Here is a 19,662-nt window from a genome sequence, read left to right as displayed (position 1 = left end):
CTTTGGTCAGAATGAGCCCATGTCGGACGAGATCCAGTGCTCGGGGCGGAGGTAGATGGCCGTATGCTCGCCGAGCTGGCTCAGCTCGAACTCCACGAAGCCGTCGACCTTGTCCGCGGGCAGATAACGCGCGGCCATCTGCCTCGACAGCTCGCGGGTGCCCGGCTCGGTCCGGACCACCGGCCCCTCCACTGCCACGTAGCGAATCGTCGGCTCGGTCCGCTGAACCATCAGGCTGAACCGCCCGGCCGCCTCGATCGCGCGAGCCTTCCGCGAGCCGGGCGCTGTGTTCACCCACAGTTCGCCACCGGGCGTGTAGTGGTACCAGATCGGCACGACCAGTGGCGCGCGATCGGCGCTCTCGACCACGGACAGCGCCCCGATCCGCGGCTCGGCCAGGAACTGCTCGCGTTCTTCCTTCGACAGTGGCATCACCCGAGACTATCGAGATGACCGGAGGGCCGCAGCTCTCAGCCCGATCAGCCCGTCGGCCGAACCAGGTGAGGTTGAGAACGTCGACGTGGAACTCGCGAGGGGGACGGCCGGGCCGGTGACGTCGACCGTATGACCACGACGCACCGATTCAGCGGCGGCGGCCCGCGCACACCTGCTGCGGCGAGACGCGGTCGCTCCTGCCGTCACCGCTCGTGATCGTGTGTTGTTCTTGACCTTCAGTCGAACCGCGGTGACACAATCCTTGGTCGCAGTAAGGGAATCCTCCGCGATGTCGCCGATCGGGTGGACGTGCTGACGTTTCCTGGCTCGCGTGGCAACTGGTAGGCGACTTCGGTCGCTCTATCGGTCACAGCGAACGCCCGACGCTGCGTGGTGAAGCAGAAAGCAAACTGTTCCAGGAAGATCCCATTGTCTTGTCCTGCGACGAGTTCCAGGACACCGACAGCGAACAGTGGACGTTGCTCGAACGCCTCACCGAGGTTGACAACCGCCTGCTGCTGACCGCCGGCGCCGCATAGCGCACTACCGTCGGGTTGTGGGAACGGGGTTCGCGGACGGCGAGGAGCGCCGGATTTCTGCACGTCGTAGACAGGGAGAGCGTTGCTACATAAGCCAATTTCATAGATCTTGAGGTCTGTGCCTGTGTGGTAAACCCGAAGCGTGCCCCCGTTGCCGCCGGAGGCGGCCAGTTTCCGATGGCAGGCCCTGCAACTCATCGCGACACCCCGCCAGGCGATAGGCATCGGCATCCGCGCTTGTCCAGAACGGGAGAAACCACTCCCATTTCGCTGTGGCCACCATGACGGACACCGTCGGCACAGCCTTCAACCGGCGCTCATGACGGTGCTGGGCAATCCGCACGCCTCCGATGCGTCGCGCACGGCGTTCCGTTCCCAGATCGGCTCGGTCTTCGAATACCCCGGGAAGAAAGATCTCCACATCGCCCTCGCCGACCGGTGGCTGCTCACGCCGCCGGCGGACATGCCCAACGTCTTCGACGCGATGCCGCGAGAGCACACGACACGTCGTCCTCGGCCACGGCGGGCGATCCGGCCGGCTTCGGACGCGGACACCTCGATCGCCGACTACGCGTTGCCGCTCATCAGCTTCGACAGCGACATCCCCACCATCGGCCGGCGCGACGAATGGCGTATCGAGGATTACGAATGCCGATGCTCGGCTCCACGGCCGATCCGCCGGCACTGACCGCGAACGCGTCGGCGGTACGTGACCACGAACGGCCGCGGTTCGACTACCTCTCCCATGACAGTTCGGAAAAGCGTACGGGACGTGAAGCCCTGCCGATTGGTCCACAATGGACGACGATGGTAGTTCTTTGCCTGGGACACCGCGAAATCGGACTGGCGAAAGTTCCGAGCCGACCGATCAGTGAGGGCACCGGCCATCCTTGGCGACCCGTACCTCCAGGAACGACACCTGCGGTATCCGGGTCGCCAACGCTTGAGCAGGATCAGAGACCGGCAGGCAAGAGGTGGCAGGTAGCCGGACACCGGCGCACACTGATGGATGAATCTCGATTTACTCATCATGTAGGCTGATCCCATGTCTGCCACTCCGGTTGCCCACATCACCTTCCGCCGTCTGCGGACGACGGACTTCCCACTGCTGGCCTCCTGGCTGGAACAGCCGCACGTGCACCACTGGTGGCACCACGAGACGACACCGGACGCGCTCGACCGCGACTTCGGCCCGTCCGCCCGCGATGCGGAGCCGGGGGAGGACCTGCTGGTCAGCGTGGGCGGCACACCGGTCGGGTTGGTGCAGCGGTCTTTCTGGCACGACTACCCGGAATACGTCGAGGAACTCGCGCCGTCGATGCCGGTGCCCGAGGGCGCGGTCACCATCGACTACCTGATCGGACCGCCGGAGCTGACCGGCTCCGGGCTGGGCAGCCGCATGATCGCGCAGATCGCCGCCGACACCTGGCGCGACCTGCCCGCGGCGAAGTTGATCCTGGTTCCCGTGCACGCCCGGAACGTCGCGTCGTGGCGGGCACTGGAAAAGGCGGGTTTCCGGCACGTCGGCGTAGCGGACCTGAAGCCGGACAACCCGGCCGAGACGCGGGAGCACGTTGTCTACCGGCTGGATCGCCCGTGAGCGTCGAGCTGCCGCTGCTCGGCGAGCCCGTCTCCGTGGAATTCGCGAACACGCTCTACGGCGAGTTCGACTTTCTCGACGAACCGGAGACCGCGCGGAGCTGGGTCGCCGAGGTGGTGCCCGGCCACGCCCTGCCGGAAGACGAGTTGACCGAGCTGCGGAACGCGGTGCGAAGGATTTTCCTGGCGGTGTCGGCCGGTGCCGCACTCGACTCCGCGGATGTGCGGCTGGTCAACGAATGCGCGGCGGGGGCACCGTCGGTGTGGCAGCTCACCTCGGGTGCGACGGCGGCGCAGACGCGGATCGGTGACCGCGTCCTGCTCGCCGAACTGGCCGAAGACTGCGTGCGGGTGGTGGCGTCGGCGGACGTCCGTCCGGTGCGGCTCTGCGAAAGCGACGACTGCCCCATGCTTTTCGTGCGAAAGCACCACCGGCGGCGGTGGTGTCACAACTCGTGCGGCCACCGCGTCCGCCAGGCGGCGTACTACCGTCGCACTCAAGCCTGAAGCAGGCACCTTCCCGGCCATGGGGCCCATGGCCGCCACTCGTGATGGCGCCCGGAGCCGCCTGCCACAGGTTTCGGACCTCTCCGGCTCGCCGATGCGAGGTTCTGGCGCTTGGTTCAGCTGTGGTGAAGGGCCGCGTTGTGGGGTGATGTGGACGGAGACGGTGGAACATCGGCGCGATCCTGATCGACATGCTGACCACGAACGACGTCACCGCCTTCGCCGACAAGGCGTACCAGGGTGCTGGCGGCACGGTCCGCACCCCGACACGCCCTCGCCTGTCACGCGGGCAGAAGGTGGTCAGCCGTGCCCACGCCCGCGTCCGCGCGCTCGGTGAACGCGCCGTCTCCTTGTTCATGGGCTGGAAAGTCCTGGCCAAACTCCGTTGCTGTCCACGCCGGGCCGCCGCGATCATCGCGGCCATCCTCGTCCTGCACCACATGGAAACCCGCCGCCAACCACGATGAAAAGGGTTCATCTCACAGCGATTCCGCGGGCCTTGAGGGTGTCCTCGGCGCCGGGGGCGGCCATCATGGCCTCGTCGCCGCCGTGAATCACGCGGAGGTTGGGTAGCAGGGCGAGGTCGTCCAGTGAGGTGACGTCGAAGAGGTCGTCCTCGCCGTCCCAGAACGGCGAGCACTGGTGGTAGATCTCCAAGCCACCGTCAGTGGTCAGTTCGTCCACGGCGGCCAGTTGGTCGGGGGTGATCTCCAAGTCGGTGAAGTACTGACGGGCTTCCTCAAGGACGGTGTACAGCAAGTCCTGTTCGCGCAGGTACTTCCACAGGTCGCCGGTGGCGCCCTTGGCGTGGAGAATGTCGGCGATCCGGAAACGGGGCTGGATGAGCTTGTCCTGGTACATGAGCTTGTCGATGACCAGCAGCTTGAAGTTGAAGTCGCGGAACATGCCCCATCATCTACCAGATTGCCCCGACAATCCGGGCGGTCAACACACACCTTCTGATCGGCGAACCGTGCACACTGATGCCCTTTCAGATCCAGATCGGCGTCGACGATTTCCCGCCGTGGCGGGCCGCTGGCCGAAGCGGCGGTGCGCGGTCTGGAACGGTACCCCGAACGACGGAGGCAGATTCCGCCACGCACATCCGCTGGTCAGGGCGTACACGATCGCGGTGAACACCGCACGAGCGTCCACCGGAGCCGTGCCGCAGCCCTGCGGTCGTGGCTCGAAGGCCGGGGTCAACGGCTCCACCAGCGGACACAGCTCGTCGCCTCGGGGTGGCCGGAACGCGTCATCGTCTATGTGTCGGTAAACCGGTAGGTGCCGAACGGGCGGTGCACTTACGATGATCTTCGTGCAGGGGTCACCGGTTCGCGAGTGGATGTTCTTGCTCTCCCGGCATTGTTCCGGCGAGTGGGAGCCCGTCCTGAGCGGAGAGTCCGGCGCCTGGGTCTTTCGTAGTGCCGACGGCTCGCGGTATGCCAAGTGTGTCCTGGCCGAGCAGGAGGATCTGCTGGAACAGGAACGAAACCGGGTGGAGTGGCTCAGTGTCAGGGGCATCCCGGGACCTGAGGTGCTCGGGTGGAATTCCGGCGCCAGCGGAGCGTGTTTAGTGACCAGCGCCGTCCGGGGTGTGCCCGCGGACAGTGTGCCCGCTCAGGCGCTTCGTCAAGCGTGGCCGTCGATCGCTGATGGCGTGCGAGGTTTGCACGCAGTGCCGGCGAAGGAATGTCCGTTCAGCCGGGGACTGGCGCAGATGTTCGCCATCGCCCAAGATGTCACCTCCCGGGACAAGGTCAATCCGGAGTTCCTGCCGGTCGACCAGCGGCGGACGCCGCCCTCGGAACTGCTCGCGCGGGTTGCCGGGCAGGTCGATCGCCGCCTCGTGCAAGAGGCTGCCGACACCGTCGTCTGTCACGGGGATCTCTGCCTGCCCAACATCATCCTCGACCCGGTCACACTGAACTTCGTGGGATTCATCGACCTTGGTCGCCTCGGCCGGGCGGATCCCTATGCCGACATCGCTTTGCTGCTCGCCAACGCACGCGAAAGCTGGGATGGCGAGAACCACGCGATCGCCGCCGACGACACCTTCGCCCGTATCTACGGGATCACGCTCGACAGCGACCGGCAACGGTTCTACCTCCACCTCGACCCGCTCACCTGGGGATAGCGAGCAAGACCGAGATCATCGCCCATGCTCGGCGGATCTCGCACGCTCCGGTGCACGGAAACGAGGTGTGATGACCAACCCGGATCGCGAAGGACGCGACGAACTTCATTTAAGCGGCACAGAAAGGCGACGTCGCAACTATACAGCGGCGCTTGGCCGACGGCGTCGACGTGAACATCACCGAGAAACGCAACAACTACACGCCACTGCTTTTCGCGGTGCAAGAGGGCAAGGTCGACGCCGGCACGAATGTCCAGGCCGTCTACACGCCGGGTGCGACGCCGCTGCACCTCGCGGTCATCCGGTGGCGGAAGTCGTCCGACGGCGCCATGATCAAGCTCCTGTTGGCCCGCGGCGCGGACAAGACCGCGACCGAGACCGACGCCCACACACCGGCCGAGATCACCAAAGGCCAGTACGGATTCCCCTCCGATTTCACGGAGCTGCCGCAACCATGACCGAGCACGCCCTCGACCCGATCACCGCGAACGCGTCCTCTCCCAGAATTGCGTAGTCACTGCGGGTCTGGGACAGGCCGTGGAGCCCGCGGCCGCTTGGGCGGTCACGGGCTCCACGGTTACCGGTGAGCGGGGTTCCGGATCATGGAGCCGCCGGTCCGTAGATCATCGGACCGTGAGGGTGTACTCCGTGGTCCCGGTCTTACCGGTGCTGTCCGTCGCGGTGACCGTCACCTTGTAGGTGCCACGCTGGTACGGACCCATGATCGTCATTCGCGAAGTGCCGCCGGAAACGACGGTCCGCGGTGAGAACATCGGCGAGTAGGGCAGGCCGGCGCCGCTGAGCCGGATGGGGCCCGTGCCGCCGGTGACGGTGATCGTTGCGTTGGTGTAGCCGCCGGGCGGGACGGTGCCGGAGTTCGGCGAGGTGGACGGCTTCGGGCCGTTGGTGGTGCCGCCGTCACCGATCGTGAGCGTGAACTCGGCGGTTTTGGAGCCGGAGGTGCCCTTGGCCGTGACGGTGATCTTGTAGGTACCCGCCGGGGTGCTCGCCGAGGTCTGCAGGGTCAGCTTGGCCACCTCACCGGAGTTGACAGTCGACGAGGGCTGGAAAGTGGCCGTAGTTCCGGTGGGCAGACCGGACGCGCTCAGGTCCAATTTCTCCGGGCCCTGGTCGCCCGCCGTAGTGGTGATGCTGGTGGAGACGTGCTTACCGGCCTCGGCCTGGCCGGAAGCCGGCGACAATGCCATGCCGAACTTGCCGTCGCCGGGCTGGGTTCCGCCGATCTCGGTGCGGGCCCAGTCACCCATCGCGTTGGTCAGGCGCGCCATGATGCTGTAGCGGTCGCAGGCGCTGGAGCCCCACGACGAGACGCCGACGATCACGCCGTCGACGATGAACGGCCCGCCGCTGTCGCCGGAACAGTTGGCGGTGCGTCCGTCGTTGTAGCCGGTGCACACCATCAGGTCGCCGTCGACCCGGATGTCGAAGACCTGGCAGCCGCTGGGGTCGTTGACCGGCAAGGTGGTCTTGCGTAATTCGCCGGAGCCGCCGCCCGCCGACGTTTTGCCGTAGCCGACGGAGGCGCCGGACTTGCCAGGCTGGGTCAGCGCGCTGTCTCCCGAGCCTGCCACCTTGGCCCACCGGCTTTCCGGCACCGGGAGGTCGTCGACGGTGGTGACCACCGCGACGTCGTAGCCGGTCCGCCAGCCGCCGGAGCCGGTGTAGCCGGGGTGGGTCTTGTACGAGGCGACGGCCGTGCGGAACGTCTCGTCGCCCGGGGTGTTCAGGTCGTCGTCGCCGTAGAAGTAGCTCTTGGCACCGGTGGCGTCGACCATGCAGTGCGCCGCGGTCAGGATCTTGCGTTTGCCGACCACGGAGGCGGTGCAGGACTGTCCCTGCGGGCCACCGCCCCCGACACGCATACCGGCGATGACGAACGGATACTCCTTCACAGTGGTGCGTTCCCCGTTGACGATCCGGGTTCCCACGTCTCCCGCGCGGAGCTGGTCGGTCGGGGTCGCCGCGATACTGATCTCGTCGGTCGGCGCGGCGTCCGCGGTGTGCATGATCGGCAGGGTCGCCGTGGCCAGTGCCAGGGTGAGTGCTGCGGCAAAGCGTGATGATCTCATCGTTCTCCTTCGATGGCGAGGATGGAGAGGGAGAGTGGTCGGCGCTGTCTGTCCACTTCGGTCAGAATGTGATCGACCAGCCCGTGAGCGTGCCGACGTCGAACCGGTAGATGTCGCGCACCGAGAGCCGCCACGTGCCGTTCGCGTCCTCGTGCGAGGCGTCGACGGTGAAGCTTTGGTGCACGCCGCCGGATTCGCCGACGCCGCCCGCGCGTTTGAGCGGATAGGACGACCCGCTCGGCCCGACCAGGTCGATGGCGAGGTCTCCGGTGTAGCCGTGGTCGATGTCCACTCGCACCGCCAGCGTGGCCGAGGCCTTGCCTTCGCAGGAATCCTGGCTCACGGAGGTGCCCACCGCGGCGTCCGCGTCGGGGATGGCCACATCCTGATCGTTGCTCTTGACCCCGCATCCGGGCGGCGTGCCGCCACCCAGGTCGCCGACGTAAAGCAGCTTGTTCGGCGAGGCCGTCCCGGGGTTGGTGATCAGGTCCGGGGTCGCGCTGCGCACCAGCGCGTCGCTGACCTGCTGCGGGGTCGCGCCGGGGTTCGCGGCCAGATACAGCGCAGCCCCGCCCGCGACGTGCGGGGAGGCCATGGACGTACCGCTGGCGGTACGGAACGATCCGGCGTTGTCACTGGAGTAGATGTTGCCGCCCGGTGCGAAAAGGTCGATGCAGCGGCCGTGGTTCCCGCCGCGGGTGCGGTCCTTGTTGAACCAACCGACGGTGAGCGCCTCCGGGACGCGCGCCGGGCTGACGGCGCACGCGTCCTTGCCGTCGTTGCCCGCGGAGACGGCCACGACGATCCCCTTGGCCACCAAGGCCTTGACCTGTTCGTCACCGACGCCGAGCGTGTCCATGCCCAGGCTCAGGTTCACCACCGCGGGCTTGACGGCGTTCTTGGCCACCCACTCCATGGCGCTGACCGTGGCCGAGTCCGGGCCGGAGCCTTTGCAGTCCAGTGAGCGCACGGCCACGACCTTGGCCTTCTTCGCCACCCCGACGGTCTTGCCCGCGATCGTCCCCGCCACGTGCGAGCCGTGCCAGTAGCAGTCGCCGGCGTCGGTATCGTTGTCGAGTGAGTCGTAGCCGTGACTCGCCCTGCCCTCGAACTCGGGGTGCTGGGTCTGCACCCCGGAATCGATGACGTAGGCGGTCACACCCTCACCCGAGTTCGGGAAGGTGTATTTCTTGTCCAGGGTGGCGGTTCGCTGGTCGATCTGGTCCAGACCCCACGACGGCGGACTCGGCTGCTCACCCGCGGCCCTGGTCGTGCCGTCCTGGTGCACTGCCTTGACCGACGGGTCTGCGGCCAGTCGCCGCGCCTGCCGCTCGGTAAGGTCGCGGACCGAGAAACCGTTCAGTGTGACCGAGTACGTGCCGGTCACCTCGCCGCCGTAGCGCTGGGTGAGTGTCGCGGCGTGACCGTCCGCCGCGGCACGGGCGCCACCCCCGAGCACCACGATGTACTGCCCGGTGTAATGCCGATCGGCTTGGACGACAGCCGCTTCCGCCTGCTGCGCCACGGCCACGCCCGCGGTCGCCACCACTGCCGCGGCGGCGACCGCGACGGTGAACAGGGTTGATATCCATCGCGTTCTGCACTGTTGCATCGATTCCTCCATCGTGCGTTCGAACGGCCGTAGGGCGGGGTTGTGACATCAAGCCGCTCGGGGAATCACCCTTCGTCCTGGGAGGCAGGGGAACAAGTGTGGTCGCGACCCGTATCGGTACCTGATCCTGTTTGGACGCAAGTGCCGTACCTCGCGGGGTTATGGCACCCGCGTCCGCCGACCTACCATGTCGGGATTCCTCTGCAGGCGGATCACCGACAGGAGCGAGCATGGTTGATGGCCGCGTGAATTCCCTCTCCGTCGGATCCTGCTCGCTGCCGATGATCGGCCGGGACACGGACCTCACCGCGATGCTCCGTGCGGTGAGGAACCCGCCGTCGGCTGTTTTCGTGGAGGGGCAGGCCGGAGTGGGCAAGACCAGACTGGTCTCCGAATTCGCCGCCGCAGCCGCCCGAGAGGGAACCCCGCGTGTGGTCATGGGTTCGTGCCTGCCGTTGCCCGAGCCGTTCCCGTACGGAGTGCTCCTCGACTGCCTCAGCCAGTGCGATGCCCTGCTGCTGGGTGAGCCCGGTCCGGTGACCGGTGCGCTGCGGGACTATCTGCCCGAACTCGCCGACCGTCTGCCGCCGGCGCCACGCGCCCTTGGCGATCCAGAGGCCGAGCGGCACCGAGTTTTCCGCGCCGTGCGCGATCTGCTCCGTTCACTGGGGCCGACCGTGCTCGTGCTCGAGGACCTGCACTGGGCGGACGAAGAGACCCGCCGGGTGTTGCGATTCGTGATGGCGAACCCGCCACCGGACTTGTCGATCGTGGTGACCTACCGCCGCGAGGACCTCCTGTCGGGGGCACCACTCGGCCACGCCTTCCATGTCCCGCACGGAGTCACCGGCGTCAACCTGATCCTGCGCCCTTTCGGCGCGGCGGAGGTGCGCACCATGATCGACGCCCTCGTGGGGGCCGCCGCGACGTCGCGGGGGTTCGCCGAGGCCGTCCTGCACGAGACGGCGGGGATCCCGTTCGTGGTCGAGGAAACGGTGCGGGCGCTGAGTGACCCGGTGCGGGACGTGCGAGCCGAAGGTGACCTCGCCCGGCGCGTCCTCGACGGGATCGACGTGCCGGCCGCGGTGGCGGACGCGGTCAAGGAGCAGCTGGGAACCCTGCCTGAGGCCGCGCGGATCATCACCGAGGCCGCAGCGGTGCTGGGCGTCCCGGAGACGCCCGAGGTACTGGGCGCCGTGGCGGGTGAGGCGAAAGCGGCACACCTGATCGCGTCGGTGGAATCCGGTGTGCTCGTGGAGGAAGCGGCCAACAGGTACGGTTTCCGGCACAACATCGCCAGGCGCGCGGTGTATGGTTCGCTGCCCGGTCCGCTGCGGCGGGACCTGCACGAACGCGCGATAGCCGCGCTGTCCGCCCTCGATCACGCGCCTGTCGCTCGCCTGTCCGCGCACGCCAAGGCGGCGGGTCTGAAGGGCGAATGGTTGCGGTACAGCGAACTCGCCGCCAAGGCCGCGGAGGACGTGAAAGACGTGTCCACCGCGGTCGACCTGCTGTTCGAGGTGCTGGTCGATGCGGAGACCAGTCCCGAAGCCACGAACCGGTTGGCGACCAAGCTGTGTGACTACGCCCTGACGGGACTACCCGGCGGGGTGATCACCGCGCGAGTCGAAAGCCTGCTGTCGGACCCGCGCCTGGCCCCGGACGTGCGAGGGCAGGTGCATCTGTGGTTCGGGCTGCTGCGTCAACGTGAGACCGGGTCGGTCGATCGCGGTGCCGAGGAGATCACCCACGCCATCGACCTGCTTGGTGACCAGCCGGAACGTACTGTGCGCGGCATGGCGGCCATGGCCGGACCATACCTGGGGACGGCGTCGGTCGCTGAGCACCAGACCTCGCTCGACCGGGTCGAGAGCGTCATCGACCACCTGCCCACCCAAGCCTCGCGCACCGCACTGCTGGCCACGACGCTCGGCGGGCGGCTCATCATCGGCGACCCGAGCACCTGGGAACGCATCGCGCAGCTGCCATCCCCGTCGGATGTGCAAGACCCTGAGGAACTCCACCACCTGGCTCGGGCACACTGCAACCTGGCGGACGCGTGCTCGTGGATCGGACACTATTCCCGAGCACGCGAGTTCCTGCGCGACGGGATCGCCTTGGCCAAACGAGTCACCTCTTCCTACGTCGTCGGCACCGCCGAGGCCACGGCGGTGCGGCTCGACTGGCTCAGTGGGCGATGGCAGGGATTGGAACAACGCATCGACCGCTTGATCGAAATCTACGCGGACCTGTTGCTGACCACGGATTTGCACCTCACGCGCGGTTGGCTGGCGGCGGCACGCGGTGAGTGGGTGCGGGCGGAGGAAGCCTTCCAGGCGGCGGCGGGGTCGTATCCGACAGCCCAGGTCTTCCCGGTGGGCATATCGGCGGCCGGCGGAATGGCGGGCATGCTTCTCAGCCGGGGCAAGGCCGCCGCGGCGGAGGAACACGTGAGACGCGGCGTGGCGCTGTTGCGGTCCAAAGGTGCGTGGGTGTGGTCAGGCGACATCCTGCCCCAGGCCGTCGACTACTACCTGACAGTCGGGGATGTCGACGCCGCGCGGCTGCTCGTCGCGGAAACAGCCCTTGGTCTGAGAGGGGTCGACGCCCCACTGGCCCAAGCGGGGCTGACCGCCTGCCGCGCGCGATTGGCCGCGGCCGCGGCCGACCGTGACGTGGCCGACCGGCTCTACCGGGAAGCGATCGACCTGCACTGGAACCTGGGCCTGTCCTACCGAGCCACCCAACTTGCCGAGCAGGCCGAAGGTGAAACCCTTACCGACGCCACGGTGCTCGAAGCGCTGACCCAGTCCTACGACTCCCTGGGGGCCACGGTCGACGCCGCCCGCTGCCGCCATCGCACCCGCAGCACCGGCGTGGCCACCCCCTCACCCCGCGGGAGGCGCGGCTACGGCAGCGAACTCTCCCCGCGTGAACAGGATGTCGCCCGCCTTCTGGCAGGCGGCCACACCAACCGCGACATCGCCCAAGCGCTGTTCCTTTCCCGCCGCACGGTCGAGGAGTATGTGGTCAAGGTCCGCCGCAAGCTGAACGTCTCCTCCCGCCACGACGTCCGCTTCTTATGAGATGCCGGGTGGGGTCCGGTACGGCAGTTCACCGTCGAGACTCGACGCAGCACGAACGGTCGCCGCGATGGCTGCCGGGCTCATCCCACGATCTTGGCCACCAAGCCGTCATCACTGGTGCACGCACCGATCGACCAACGACACACACGAACGAGGTGGGGCCAAGTCAGAGTGCCGGACCACGTCGACAACAACAGTAGGTGGAGCCACAACAAGATGCCGACCGATCCTGCAACCCGACCGCCGGGGCCAGTTCAGAATGCCGGACCGGGGCCGATTTGACTTGCGATGCCAGAACTGAGCCGCGGCACGCGCGGGTGAGCGCGATGCCCACCCCGCGCGTGCCGGTCGAGGGAAACCCGTGTTGACGCCGTAACCGGCAGGTTCAGCAGGCCTGCTGGTGGGATGCCCAGCTGATCTTGCTCGTGGGGCCGAGGTAGCGGTCATCGCCGGGGGGAGCGCAGTACCACTTCTCGTCCTGGCCGTCCCAGGTGTCCACCCAAACGCCGACAGGGATGGCCCCGCAGTGCTTGTAGTAGGCGTGTCCCCCCGCTGTATAGAAGCCGCACACCTCCTCCACCGTGTTCCCGGTCGCGCCGGCCTGTGCCGCGCCGGAGATCAGCAAAGCCGTCGCTCCCAGAAATACCGCGATTCCTCTGGTCAGGGTTTTGCGCATGTGAATTCACCTTTCTTTTCTGCTCGGATCAAGGGTTCATGCGATGTGATGGACGCAGCTCCAGTTGGGGTAACGTCAGTGCGTTCCTTGGTGATAGTCCTTTCGCCGGTGTCGCCCATGACGTTGCTGTAGACCTGGAGTTCGCTGCCTGTGGTGATACCCGTCAGGTCGGGTAGACGTTCCTGTAGTTATAGGAATCGAACTAGAAGGAAAAATCATAGGCAGGCATCCCCGCCTACGTGTTTTACGCTCGCAGCGAGCAACTGCTCATCGGTTTCGTGGATGCGAACCCGAGTTTAGCGGCGAACAGCGCCCTTGGATTGGAAAAATGCAAGGCCGCCGGTTTGGTTGGCGCTGGACGCCCGTCTGTCTCCGCGGTTGCAGCGGCGCCACGGGCCCTCGATCCACTAGTGTTTCGTGATTCTGTTTGGTTTACGTTGGGTTGACGGGGCGTGGTGTTGGCTGGGGTGGTGGAGTTGACGAAGGTGCAGCGTGCCGAGTTGCGGGCTCTGGTCTACAACTCGGACGTGGCTGCGACGGTAGCGACGAGAGCCCGGATCGTGCTGTGGTGCGCTGATGGCAGGCAGAAGAAGGACGTCGCCATGCTTGCTGGGGTGTCGCGGCCGACGGTGGATCTGTGGCTGGATCGCTACACGGCAGAGGGAATCGCGGGCCTGCTTGACCGGCCACGGGGCGCCAGCCGCGAGCAGGTCCCGGCCTCGATCCGAGCCCGGATCTTGGCGCTGAGCCGGACCAGTCCGCCGCCTTCAACCGGCCTGTCGCACTGGTCGAGCCGGGAGATGGTCGCGTTCATCGCCCGCGCCGAAGGTGTCTCGGTGTCCTACCACTATGTCGCGAAACTGTGGCGGGAGAACGGAATCAGACCGCATCACCACGGCACGTTCAAGCTCAGCAAGGACCCGGAGTTCGCCGAGAAGGTCGCCGACATTGTCGGGCTGTATCTGGACCCACCCGGCGGTGCGGTGGTGCTTTCGATCGACGAGAAAACCCAGATCCAGGCCCTGGACCGCACTCAACCGCTGCTGCCGATCGACTTCGACGTGACCGAGAAACGCACGCATGACTACGTCCGCCATGGCACCACGAACCTGTTCGCGGCGTTGAACGTGGGCACCGGAGAGGTCATGGGCGAGTGCGCGCCGATCCGCGATGGCGTGCAGTTCCTGGCGTTTCTGAAGAAGGCCGTGACACCGCACGCGGGCAAGGACGTTCACGTTGCGCTGGACAATCTCTCGACCCACACCACCCCGGAGGTCATGGCCTGGCTGGCCGACAACCCGCACGTGCGGTTTCACTTCACACCCAAGGGATCCTCCTGGATCAACCAGATCGAGAACTGGTTCGGGATCATCACCCGCCAGTCCATCCGGCGAGGCACCTTCACCAGCGTCAAGGTCTTGATCAAGCAGATCCGTGACTACATCGCGCACTGGAACTCCACCGCCAAGCCCTTCACCTGGACCGCCACCGCCGACGAGATCCTGGCCAAGGTCAAGCTCGTCCAGACCAACATCAAGAAACTCGTCGACAACAACGCCAAGTAACGACATCAGGATCACGAGACACTAGTTCATCCGAGCCGGCCGTGGTCGTACCAGGTGTCACGACCACGGGGTTGGATGCCTCCTTTCGGTTCAAACACAGCCAGGAAGCTCCACCGGAGCACCTCTACTGCCATGCTTTTCGAGGTACGGATGTCGCTCCTGGCATTGCCGGAACCGAGGGGAATAACGGTGGGGGAGACTTTGTCGTCTGACGCCGAGTTCTGGAAGACTCGGTCGCCCGATCGCCGCCTGGCGCGCTGGGTCAGTTTCTACTGGCTTTCCAGCGAACCACCCGTGTTCCGGAAACACCTACGGTGGCGGCGTTTTCCCCGTCGTCGGGCTTTCGAACAAGCCGATGACCTATACGCGGGTGGGCCGGGAGCGAGGGATCGTCATCGAGTTGACCCCGCTGGGCGCACGAGCGCTGTTCGGTCTGCCGCTGCGGGAAATCGGCCGGACCAGTGTGGGATTCGACGATCTCCTGGGCGCACGAGCCAGAATGCTTCGGGATGAGCTGCGTGAGGCGCGGGATTCGAACCATCGGTTCAGGATTCTTGACCGGCGGTTGTCGAGCTGGCTCTTGGACGAACCGGTTCTGTCCAAGTCACTCGACCGCAGCTGGCGCAGCCTGACGATATCGGGCGGTGCCGTGACGGTCGACGAACTCGCGAACAAGCCGGCCTGAGTCGTCAACATCTGGCCACCCGCTTCCACCGGGAAGTCGGCCTGCCACCGAAAGCTGTCGGGCGGATTACCCGTTGTCACCACGCGATCCGGCTTCTGACAGGCACGAACCCGCCGCCGCTATCCAGGCTCGCGGCGCTGTGCGGCTATACCGATCAAGCGCACCTCAATCGTGACTTTCGTCTATTGATCGGTCGCACCCCGACGGCGTTACTCCCGCCCCGGGAGCGCGATCGACCTCTATCTTGGCAGCCTCATCAGCCTGCGCCCCTCACCACGGACCGGCACCAACCTGGAAGCTGGCTGCCCGCTTCTCTAGCCGGTAGAGGGCACCAGACGGCTACGGCGCTGAATATGACAGTCTTCGACGCCGAACTCCAGTTCACCAGTTGTCGAGCGACTTCACGGGATTCCCGCCGTGCTGATCCACGGGTGCTACGACGCCAGCAGCCCGCTCGGGATCGCCTGGTCACTGCACCGGGTCTGGCCCGGAAGCGAGCTCGTCGTTTTCGACGACACCGGTCATAACGGTGGCGGCATGACCCCCGCGATCATCGCCGCCACCGACCGCTTCGCCCAGGACCGGGAGTAGTAATCGCTGCGGCAGGCAGCCATGCCAACAGACGCTGGGAGATGCCGATTATCGCTTGTCGTCGCAACTTTGCTCTGTGTACTGGTGCCGTGCACATACACGGTGAGGTGCGGGTGGTCAGCTCGGTGTGGTGTCGGTGGAGGTTATCCGGGTGGCGATCCGGGTGCGGTTGCTCACGCCGAACTTGGTCATGATGTTCTGCACGTGTGTTTCCACCGTGCGGACGGAGATGACCAGTTTTGTGGCGATGTCCCGGTTGGACAGTCCTGCGCCGACGAGGGAGGCGATCTCGCGTTCGCGGATGGTGAGCGATTCGCCCGGTAGGCCCAGGTCTGCGGGTGGAACGCTCTTTCCGAGCGCGTAGGCCATTGCGGTGTCGTCGGGTAGGGCCTCGCCGGCGGCGCGGGCCTGGTTGAAGCGGGCTTCGCCAAGGGCGTCGCGGGCCTTGTTCAGGTGGTCGAAATGGGGCACGGCAAGAGATCCTGCCGCCTCGGCAGAGGACCCGACGAGGTGCCAGAGCCTGGCGGCGACGCCGAAAAGAATCGCCGACCGCAGGTGTTCGTCCTGTCGTGCGGCCAGCCACGCCAGAATTTCGGTGTGGTGGGCGGCGCCGAAGCGGTTGCCGATGCGCAGGGAGGCTCGCAGACCCGAGTGCGACGCTTCCATGGAGACTGTGGCGTCGCCATAGAGTGCCTCGACGCATGAGCGGGCGTACTCGGCCATACTGAGGTAGTACGCTTCGCCCGCCGACTTGGTCAGCGTGAGCATTCGTCCCGCGACCTCGCGCGCCCGGTCGAGGTCTCCGAGTGTGGAGATGCTTACGGCGAGGATGAACAAGGGGTGGAATTCGCGGCGAAGATCTCCTTGGGCTCGGAAGGATGCCGCGGTGTCGGTCGACAACGTGACCGCAGACTCGAAGTCGCGCTGCAACATCGCACCCAGCGCGCGTACATGCTTGACGAAGGTCTGTGCTGGTTCGGCTGAGGTCGCCGTCAGCAGTGTGTCCGCCTCGGTCAGCAGTGTCTCGGCGTTCTCGACGTCGAACTGCCATAACGCGTGCAGCGCGCAGACTCCCAGTCCCATCGGGCGGTCAGGATGGTCGGCAGGTGTCTTGGCGAGCGCTCGTTCGAGCCACGTGCGGGCTTCGGCGAGCGATCCGCGTAGCGTCCAGTATTCGTCGAGCCTGGTGGCGATCCGCAACGCGACCAAAGCCTCACCTGGTTGCCGCAGCGCCCAGTCCAGTGCGGCCCGCAGATTCGCGTGCTCCTGATTCAGTCTGGTCACCCAGCCGTCCTGTGCGGCGCTGACCCATTCCGCTTCGGCCGTCGCGGTCAGCCTGTCGTACCACTGACAGTGGCGCCGCATCGTCTCGGTCAGTTCACCGGACTCAGCGAGCAACTCGTGGCCGTACTCGCGCAGCGTCTCCAGCAGCCGGTACCGCACGACGTCGCCGTGTTCCTCGCGCAGGAGCACGGATTTGTCCAGCAATCCGTCGATCAGGTCGAGCACGGTCAGAGTGTCGGTCCCCGCGCAGACGAACTCGGCCGCGGCGAGTTCGAAATTGCCGGCGAAGACCGAGACCTGCCGCCAGACCGCCTGCTCCGACGGCGAGCACAGCCGATAGCTCCAGTCGATGGTGGCGCGCAGGGTGTGGTGTCGTTCCGGGGCGGTGCGCGGGCCAGTGGTGAGCACGGGCAGGCCTCGGTCCAGCCGGTCGGAGATCTGCCGTGGTGACAGTGCGCGTACCCGTGCCGCGGCCAGTTCGATGGCGAGCGGTAGACCGTCCAGCCGCCGGCACAGCAGCGCCACGTCGGCGAGTGTGCCGTCGTCGACCAGGAGAGAGGGCACCACCGCACGTGCCCGGTCCAAGAACAACTGGACTGAGGGGAAGTCCGCAAGCGCGTCGGACCCGGCCTCTGGAGGGACGGAAAGCGGCGGTATCGGCATTACCCGCTCACCGGGGATGTCGAGGGACTGCCTCCCGGTGGCCAGCACGACGACGCCCGGACAGGTGTGCAGGATGGCCTCGACTACGTCGGCGCACGCGCTGACCACGTGCTCGCAGTTGTCCAGCACGAGCAGAAGCGCCTGATTCCGCAGGTGGGCGAGCACGGTGTCGAGGGTGGTCTCGCCGGGCCGGTCGTGCAGGCTGAGGCGGTCGGCGATGAGATTGGCGATCAACGCGGGGTCGCGGAGTTCGGCCAGACCGACGAACACCGCGCCGCCCGCGTAATCCGGCGCGGTCTGCCGCATCACCGTGATCGCCAACCGGGTCTTGCCGACTCCTCCCGGTCCGGTGAGGGTGGTCAGCCGTCCGGTGTCGATGAGCCTGCGTACCTCGGCACCTTCGGCGTCACGCCCGAAGTAGCTGGTAAAACGGCCTTGGCCGGTGTCGTCGGCACGTCGGGCGAGCCAGTACATGCGGCCGAATCGTACGGCACCGTGAAGCAGACGACAGGTCCGCGACCGGATAGCCGACGCCACAAGCGACCTGGCGTCTTCTGCTGGAGAGGACGAACCTGCTCGTGGCGTTGTGCTGTGTCAACGCCGGGGTTGCGGACGCGGAGCCGTGCCCCGATCGGGGACGGGGGCATGGATGGCTTCCCTGATCAGCCGTGCGCCGTCGGCGGGGGTGAGGTACCGGGCTGTGACCAGTCCGGCGGTGCTGGCGGCGACCTGGCGGACGTAGTGGTCGTGGGTGGGGTAGAGCTGGGCGAGGGTCGCGGCGGGCAGCGGGGTGACATGTCCGGCGATGGCGCAGAAGGAGGGGCCGGTGGAGGTTCCCGACCACGTGGCGGTGGGCACGTCGAGGTAAGGGGAGCGCAGGCCGCCCATGACGTTGCCGAATCGGTCGGTGGCCGGCGTTCCGTTGTGGACGGTGATGGGGGCGGCGCGAGGCGGGATCGTTTTCCCTGTGACCCAGTGGTCGAGGTTGCGTAGTGCGGCGTCGAAGAAGATCTGGCTGGGGAAGGGGCTGCGGGGCCCCTGATCGCAGCCGGGGGCAGGCACTTGCCGTCCGGCTTTGACGATGTCGGCGGGTTTGGCGGATGCGTGCAGTTCGTCGGGGGTGGCGTGGCCGGCACCGGCCATCTCGTAGCCGCGGTATTGGTCGCCGGGCAGGTCGCTGTCGGGGCGACGGGAGTCGATTCCCCTCAGGTAATCCGATTGGGACATCAGGTGCAGGATCGGTGTTCCAGCGTGGTCGAACTGCCTGCGGGGGTCACCGATGGGTGGCGCGGGGTCGCATTGGTTCATCGGCGCGGCACCCACGAAGGAGCCCCCGGCGACCGCGACGAGGTAGCCGTCGTAGATCGGGCGTCCGGTCGCGCGGACCACGAGGGGCTGGATGCCGTTGACATAGTTGTAGAGGTAGCCGCCGGTTTGCGAGTAGCCGAACCCGTACAGCCGTTGGACCGGTGGGTTGTGATGTTCTCCGTACCGCAGAGGGTTGTCGGTCCGGTTGCCGCGCAGGAGAGCGCCGATCTGGCTGTAGATGTCCCACGCCAGGCCGTTCTCGGTCGCTCGGGAGCTGTCACCGGGAATGAGTGTGAGCGGGTTGGCGCAATTGGCCGGATCGGTGACCGGTAGCGGGTTGGCCAGGGAGAGCGGCGCGTAACGAACAGGATCGAAGTTCTGGAGCGCGGCGACGGACACGGGCTTGATGGTGATCCCGACCCAGGCGTCGCCTTCGGCGATGAGCTGACGGCGCAGCATCGCCCAGCCGATGTTGAGGTCGAAGAGGTTGGAAGGATTGAGCATCTCGACGACGACCTTGCCGCTGAATCGCTTGCCCTTCGCGGGTTTCCGTACCAGTAGCCGCGTCGTGTAGGGAGCGTTCGGGGTGCGGACGGCGGCCGGGCCACCGGCTGGCCAGGTGTAGACGTTCGCCCGGCCGCTGAGGAAGTACTCGGCCTCGGTGTATCCGCTGGCGGCGAGGTTTTCCGGCACGGACTGGTGGGCCGCGGCGCCGAAGGCATGAGACCGGTTGTCCTGCGCGATCGGGCCGGTCACCCGGGGCAGGACACCACCCGGGGTGGCTGAGGCGGGAACGGCGATCAGGCCGGCCAGGACTGGTGCCAGGAGGCCGGCTGCGATGCCGCGGCGGAGTGCGGATCTGGGGCGCATGGGATTCCTTTGATGCGG

At 66.7% G+C, this 19,662-nt stretch carries 16 protein-coding genes and 3 pseudogenes; 11 read left to right on the top strand and 8 right to left on the bottom strand.

What is annotated here, in order from left to right; genetic code table 11:
* Positions 1 to 6: 6 nt before the first annotated feature.
* Positions 7 to 432, bottom strand: coding sequence for a pyridoxamine 5'-phosphate oxidase family protein (locus tag ACZ6DT_RS38370; protein WP_465604399.1), 426 nt, complete (start codon positions 430 to 432; stop codon positions 7 to 9).
* Positions 433 to 1,293: 861 nt separating this feature from the next.
* Here ACZ6DT_RS38370 and ACZ6DT_RS38365 point away from each other — a divergent pair.
* The 4 genes and pseudogenes from ACZ6DT_RS38365 to ACZ6DT_RS38350 form a co-directional block, all read left to right on the top strand.
* The gene (locus ACZ6DT_RS38365) at positions 1,294 to 1,662 is read left to right on the top strand and encodes a hypothetical protein (protein WP_465604397.1); all 369 of its coding nucleotides are present in this window, start codon (positions 1,294 to 1,296) and stop codon (positions 1,660 to 1,662) included.
* A gap of 357 nt (positions 1,663 to 2,019) precedes the next feature.
* The gene (locus tag ACZ6DT_RS38360) at positions 2,020 to 2,574 is read left to right on the top strand and encodes a GNAT family N-acetyltransferase (RefSeq protein WP_465604394.1); all 555 of its coding nucleotides are present in this window, start codon (positions 2,020 to 2,022) and stop codon (positions 2,572 to 2,574) included.
* Positions 2,571 to 3,080, top strand: coding sequence for a CGNR zinc finger domain-containing protein (locus tag ACZ6DT_RS38355; protein ID WP_465604391.1), 510 nt, complete (start codon positions 2,571 to 2,573; stop codon positions 3,078 to 3,080). The genes ACZ6DT_RS38360 and ACZ6DT_RS38355 overlap by 4 nt, the downstream gene beginning before the upstream one ends.
* 182 nt (positions 3,081 to 3,262) lie before the next feature.
* Positions 3,263 to 3,547, top strand: a pseudogene (locus ACZ6DT_RS38350) (transposase family protein); the annotation flags it as partial.
* Between the two features lie 7 nt (positions 3,548 to 3,554).
* On the opposite strand, the gene ACZ6DT_RS38345 reads toward ACZ6DT_RS38350, so the two are convergent.
* Both ACZ6DT_RS38345 and ACZ6DT_RS38340 read right to left on the bottom strand, forming a co-directional pair.
* The gene (locus ACZ6DT_RS38345; RefSeq protein ID WP_465604390.1) at positions 3,555 to 3,986 is read right to left on the bottom strand and encodes a DUF6892 domain-containing protein; all 432 of its coding nucleotides are present in this window, start codon (positions 3,984 to 3,986) and stop codon (positions 3,555 to 3,557) included.
* Between the two features lie 135 nt (positions 3,987 to 4,121).
* A pseudogene (locus tag ACZ6DT_RS38340) lies at positions 4,122 to 4,343 on the bottom strand (transposase); the annotation flags it as partial.
* A gap of 79 nt (positions 4,344 to 4,422) precedes the next feature.
* On the opposite strand from ACZ6DT_RS38340, the gene ACZ6DT_RS38335 reads away from it, so the two are divergent.
* Positions 4,423 to 5,214 (top strand): APH(3'') family aminoglycoside O-phosphotransferase, encoded by a 792-nt coding sequence (locus ACZ6DT_RS38335; RefSeq protein WP_465604387.1) that lies wholly within the window; start codon positions 4,423 to 4,425, stop codon positions 5,212 to 5,214.
* Between the two features lie 152 nt (positions 5,215 to 5,366).
* Complete coding sequence (locus ACZ6DT_RS38330; RefSeq protein ID WP_465604384.1) at positions 5,367 to 5,672, top strand: ankyrin repeat domain-containing protein; 306 nt, start codon at positions 5,367 to 5,369, stop codon at positions 5,670 to 5,672.
* A gap of 165 nt (positions 5,673 to 5,837) precedes the next feature.
* Here the strand turns inward: ACZ6DT_RS38330 and ACZ6DT_RS38325 are convergent, their stop codons facing one another.
* Both ACZ6DT_RS38325 and ACZ6DT_RS38320 read right to left on the bottom strand, forming a co-directional pair.
* Positions 5,838 to 7,304 carry a trypsin-like serine protease gene (locus ACZ6DT_RS38325; protein ID WP_465604383.1) on the bottom strand — a complete coding sequence of 489 codons (1,467 nt, stop codon included), beginning with the start codon at positions 7,302 to 7,304 and terminating at the stop codon, positions 5,838 to 5,840.
* Positions 7,305 to 7,365: 61 nt separating this feature from the next.
* On the bottom strand, positions 7,366 to 8,916 hold the full coding sequence (locus ACZ6DT_RS38320) for a S8 family serine peptidase (protein WP_465604381.1): 1,551 nt from the start codon (positions 8,914 to 8,916) through the stop codon (positions 7,366 to 7,368).
* A gap of 230 nt (positions 8,917 to 9,146) precedes the next feature.
* Between ACZ6DT_RS38320 and ACZ6DT_RS38315 the strand changes: the two genes are divergently transcribed.
* Complete coding sequence (locus ACZ6DT_RS38315; protein WP_465604379.1) at positions 9,147 to 12,002, top strand: ATP-binding protein; 2,856 nt, start codon at positions 9,147 to 9,149, stop codon at positions 12,000 to 12,002.
* A 385-nt stretch (positions 12,003 to 12,387) separates the two neighbouring features.
* Here the strand turns inward: ACZ6DT_RS38315 and ACZ6DT_RS38310 are convergent, their stop codons facing one another.
* Entirely contained in the window at positions 12,388 to 12,678 is a 291-nt protein-coding gene (locus ACZ6DT_RS38310) for a DUF6355 family natural product biosynthesis protein (RefSeq protein ID WP_465604377.1), read from the bottom strand.
* 470 nt (positions 12,679 to 13,148) lie between these two features.
* Here ACZ6DT_RS38310 and ACZ6DT_RS38305 point away from each other — a divergent pair, with 470 nt between their 5' ends.
* The 4 genes and pseudogenes from ACZ6DT_RS38305 (at position 13,149) to ACZ6DT_RS38290 (ending at position 15,519) form a co-directional block, all read left to right on the top strand.
* Entirely contained in the window at positions 13,149 to 14,243 is a 1,095-nt protein-coding gene (locus tag ACZ6DT_RS38305) for an IS630 family transposase (RefSeq protein WP_465604375.1), read from the top strand.
* A 355-nt stretch (positions 14,244 to 14,598) separates the two neighbouring features.
* Entirely contained in the window at positions 14,599 to 14,928 is a 330-nt protein-coding gene (locus tag ACZ6DT_RS38300) for a hypothetical protein (RefSeq protein WP_465604374.1), read from the top strand.
* Positions 14,817 to 15,080 (top strand): annotated as a pseudogene (locus ACZ6DT_RS38295) (helix-turn-helix domain-containing protein); the annotation flags it as partial. The gene ACZ6DT_RS38300 and the pseudogene ACZ6DT_RS38295, both read left to right, overlap by 112 nt.
* A 265-nt stretch (positions 15,081 to 15,345) precedes the next feature.
* Entirely contained in the window at positions 15,346 to 15,519 is a 174-nt protein-coding gene (locus ACZ6DT_RS38290) for an alpha/beta fold hydrolase (protein ID WP_465604373.1), read from the top strand.
* Positions 15,520 to 15,636: 117 nt separating this feature from the next.
* On the opposite strand, the gene ACZ6DT_RS38285 is transcribed toward ACZ6DT_RS38290, so the two are convergent.
* On the bottom strand, positions 15,637 to 17,940 hold the full coding sequence (locus ACZ6DT_RS38285) for a helix-turn-helix transcriptional regulator (RefSeq protein WP_465604372.1): 2,304 nt from the start codon (positions 17,938 to 17,940) through the stop codon (positions 15,637 to 15,639).
* A 120-nt stretch (positions 17,941 to 18,060) separates the two neighbouring features.
* Positions 18,061 to 19,644 (bottom strand): alpha/beta hydrolase domain-containing protein, encoded by a 1,584-nt coding sequence (locus ACZ6DT_RS38280; RefSeq protein WP_465604370.1) that lies wholly within the window; start codon positions 19,642 to 19,644, stop codon positions 18,061 to 18,063.
* Between the last annotated feature and the right edge of the window lie 18 nt (positions 19,645 to 19,662).

It is taken from the genome of Amycolatopsis sp. NPDC041971, assembly GCF_055588925.1.
This window is presented reverse-complemented; position numbering and strand designations above follow the sequence as displayed.

Coding starts and splice junctions, on each gene's coding strand:
- ACZ6DT_RS38365 (WP_465604397.1), top strand. CDS start 1,294: ATGACGGTGCTGGGCAATCCGCACGCCTCCGATGCGTCGCGCACGGCG.
- ACZ6DT_RS38315 (WP_465604379.1), top strand. CDS start 9,147: ATGGTTGATGGCCGCGTGAATTCCCTCTCCGTCGGATCCTGCTCGCTG.
- ACZ6DT_RS38300 (WP_465604374.1), top strand. CDS start 14,599: ATGACCTATACGCGGGTGGGCCGGGAGCGAGGGATCGTCATCGAGTTG.
- ACZ6DT_RS38335 (WP_465604387.1), top strand. CDS start 4,423: ATGTTCTTGCTCTCCCGGCATTGTTCCGGCGAGTGGGAGCCCGTCCTG.
- ACZ6DT_RS38320 (WP_465604381.1), bottom strand. CDS start 8,916: ATGCAACAGTGCAGAACGCGATGGATATCAACCCTGTTCACCGTCGCG.
- ACZ6DT_RS38280 (WP_465604370.1), bottom strand. CDS start 19,644: ATGCGCCCCAGATCCGCACTCCGCCGCGGCATCGCAGCCGGCCTCCTG.
- ACZ6DT_RS38345 (WP_465604390.1), bottom strand. CDS start 3,986: ATGTTCCGCGACTTCAACTTCAAGCTGCTGGTCATCGACAAGCTCATG.
- ACZ6DT_RS38325 (WP_465604383.1), bottom strand. CDS start 7,304: ATGAGATCATCACGCTTTGCCGCAGCACTCACCCTGGCACTGGCCACG.
- ACZ6DT_RS38310 (WP_465604377.1), bottom strand. CDS start 12,678: ATGCGCAAAACCCTGACCAGAGGAATCGCGGTATTTCTGGGAGCGACG.
- ACZ6DT_RS38360 (WP_465604394.1), top strand. CDS start 2,020: ATGTCTGCCACTCCGGTTGCCCACATCACCTTCCGCCGTCTGCGGACG.
- ACZ6DT_RS38370 (WP_465604399.1), bottom strand. CDS start 432: ATGCCACTGTCGAAGGAAGAACGCGAGCAGTTCCTGGCCGAGCCGCGG.
- ACZ6DT_RS38285 (WP_465604372.1), bottom strand. CDS start 17,940: ATGTACTGGCTCGCCCGACGTGCCGACGACACCGGCCAAGGCCGTTTT.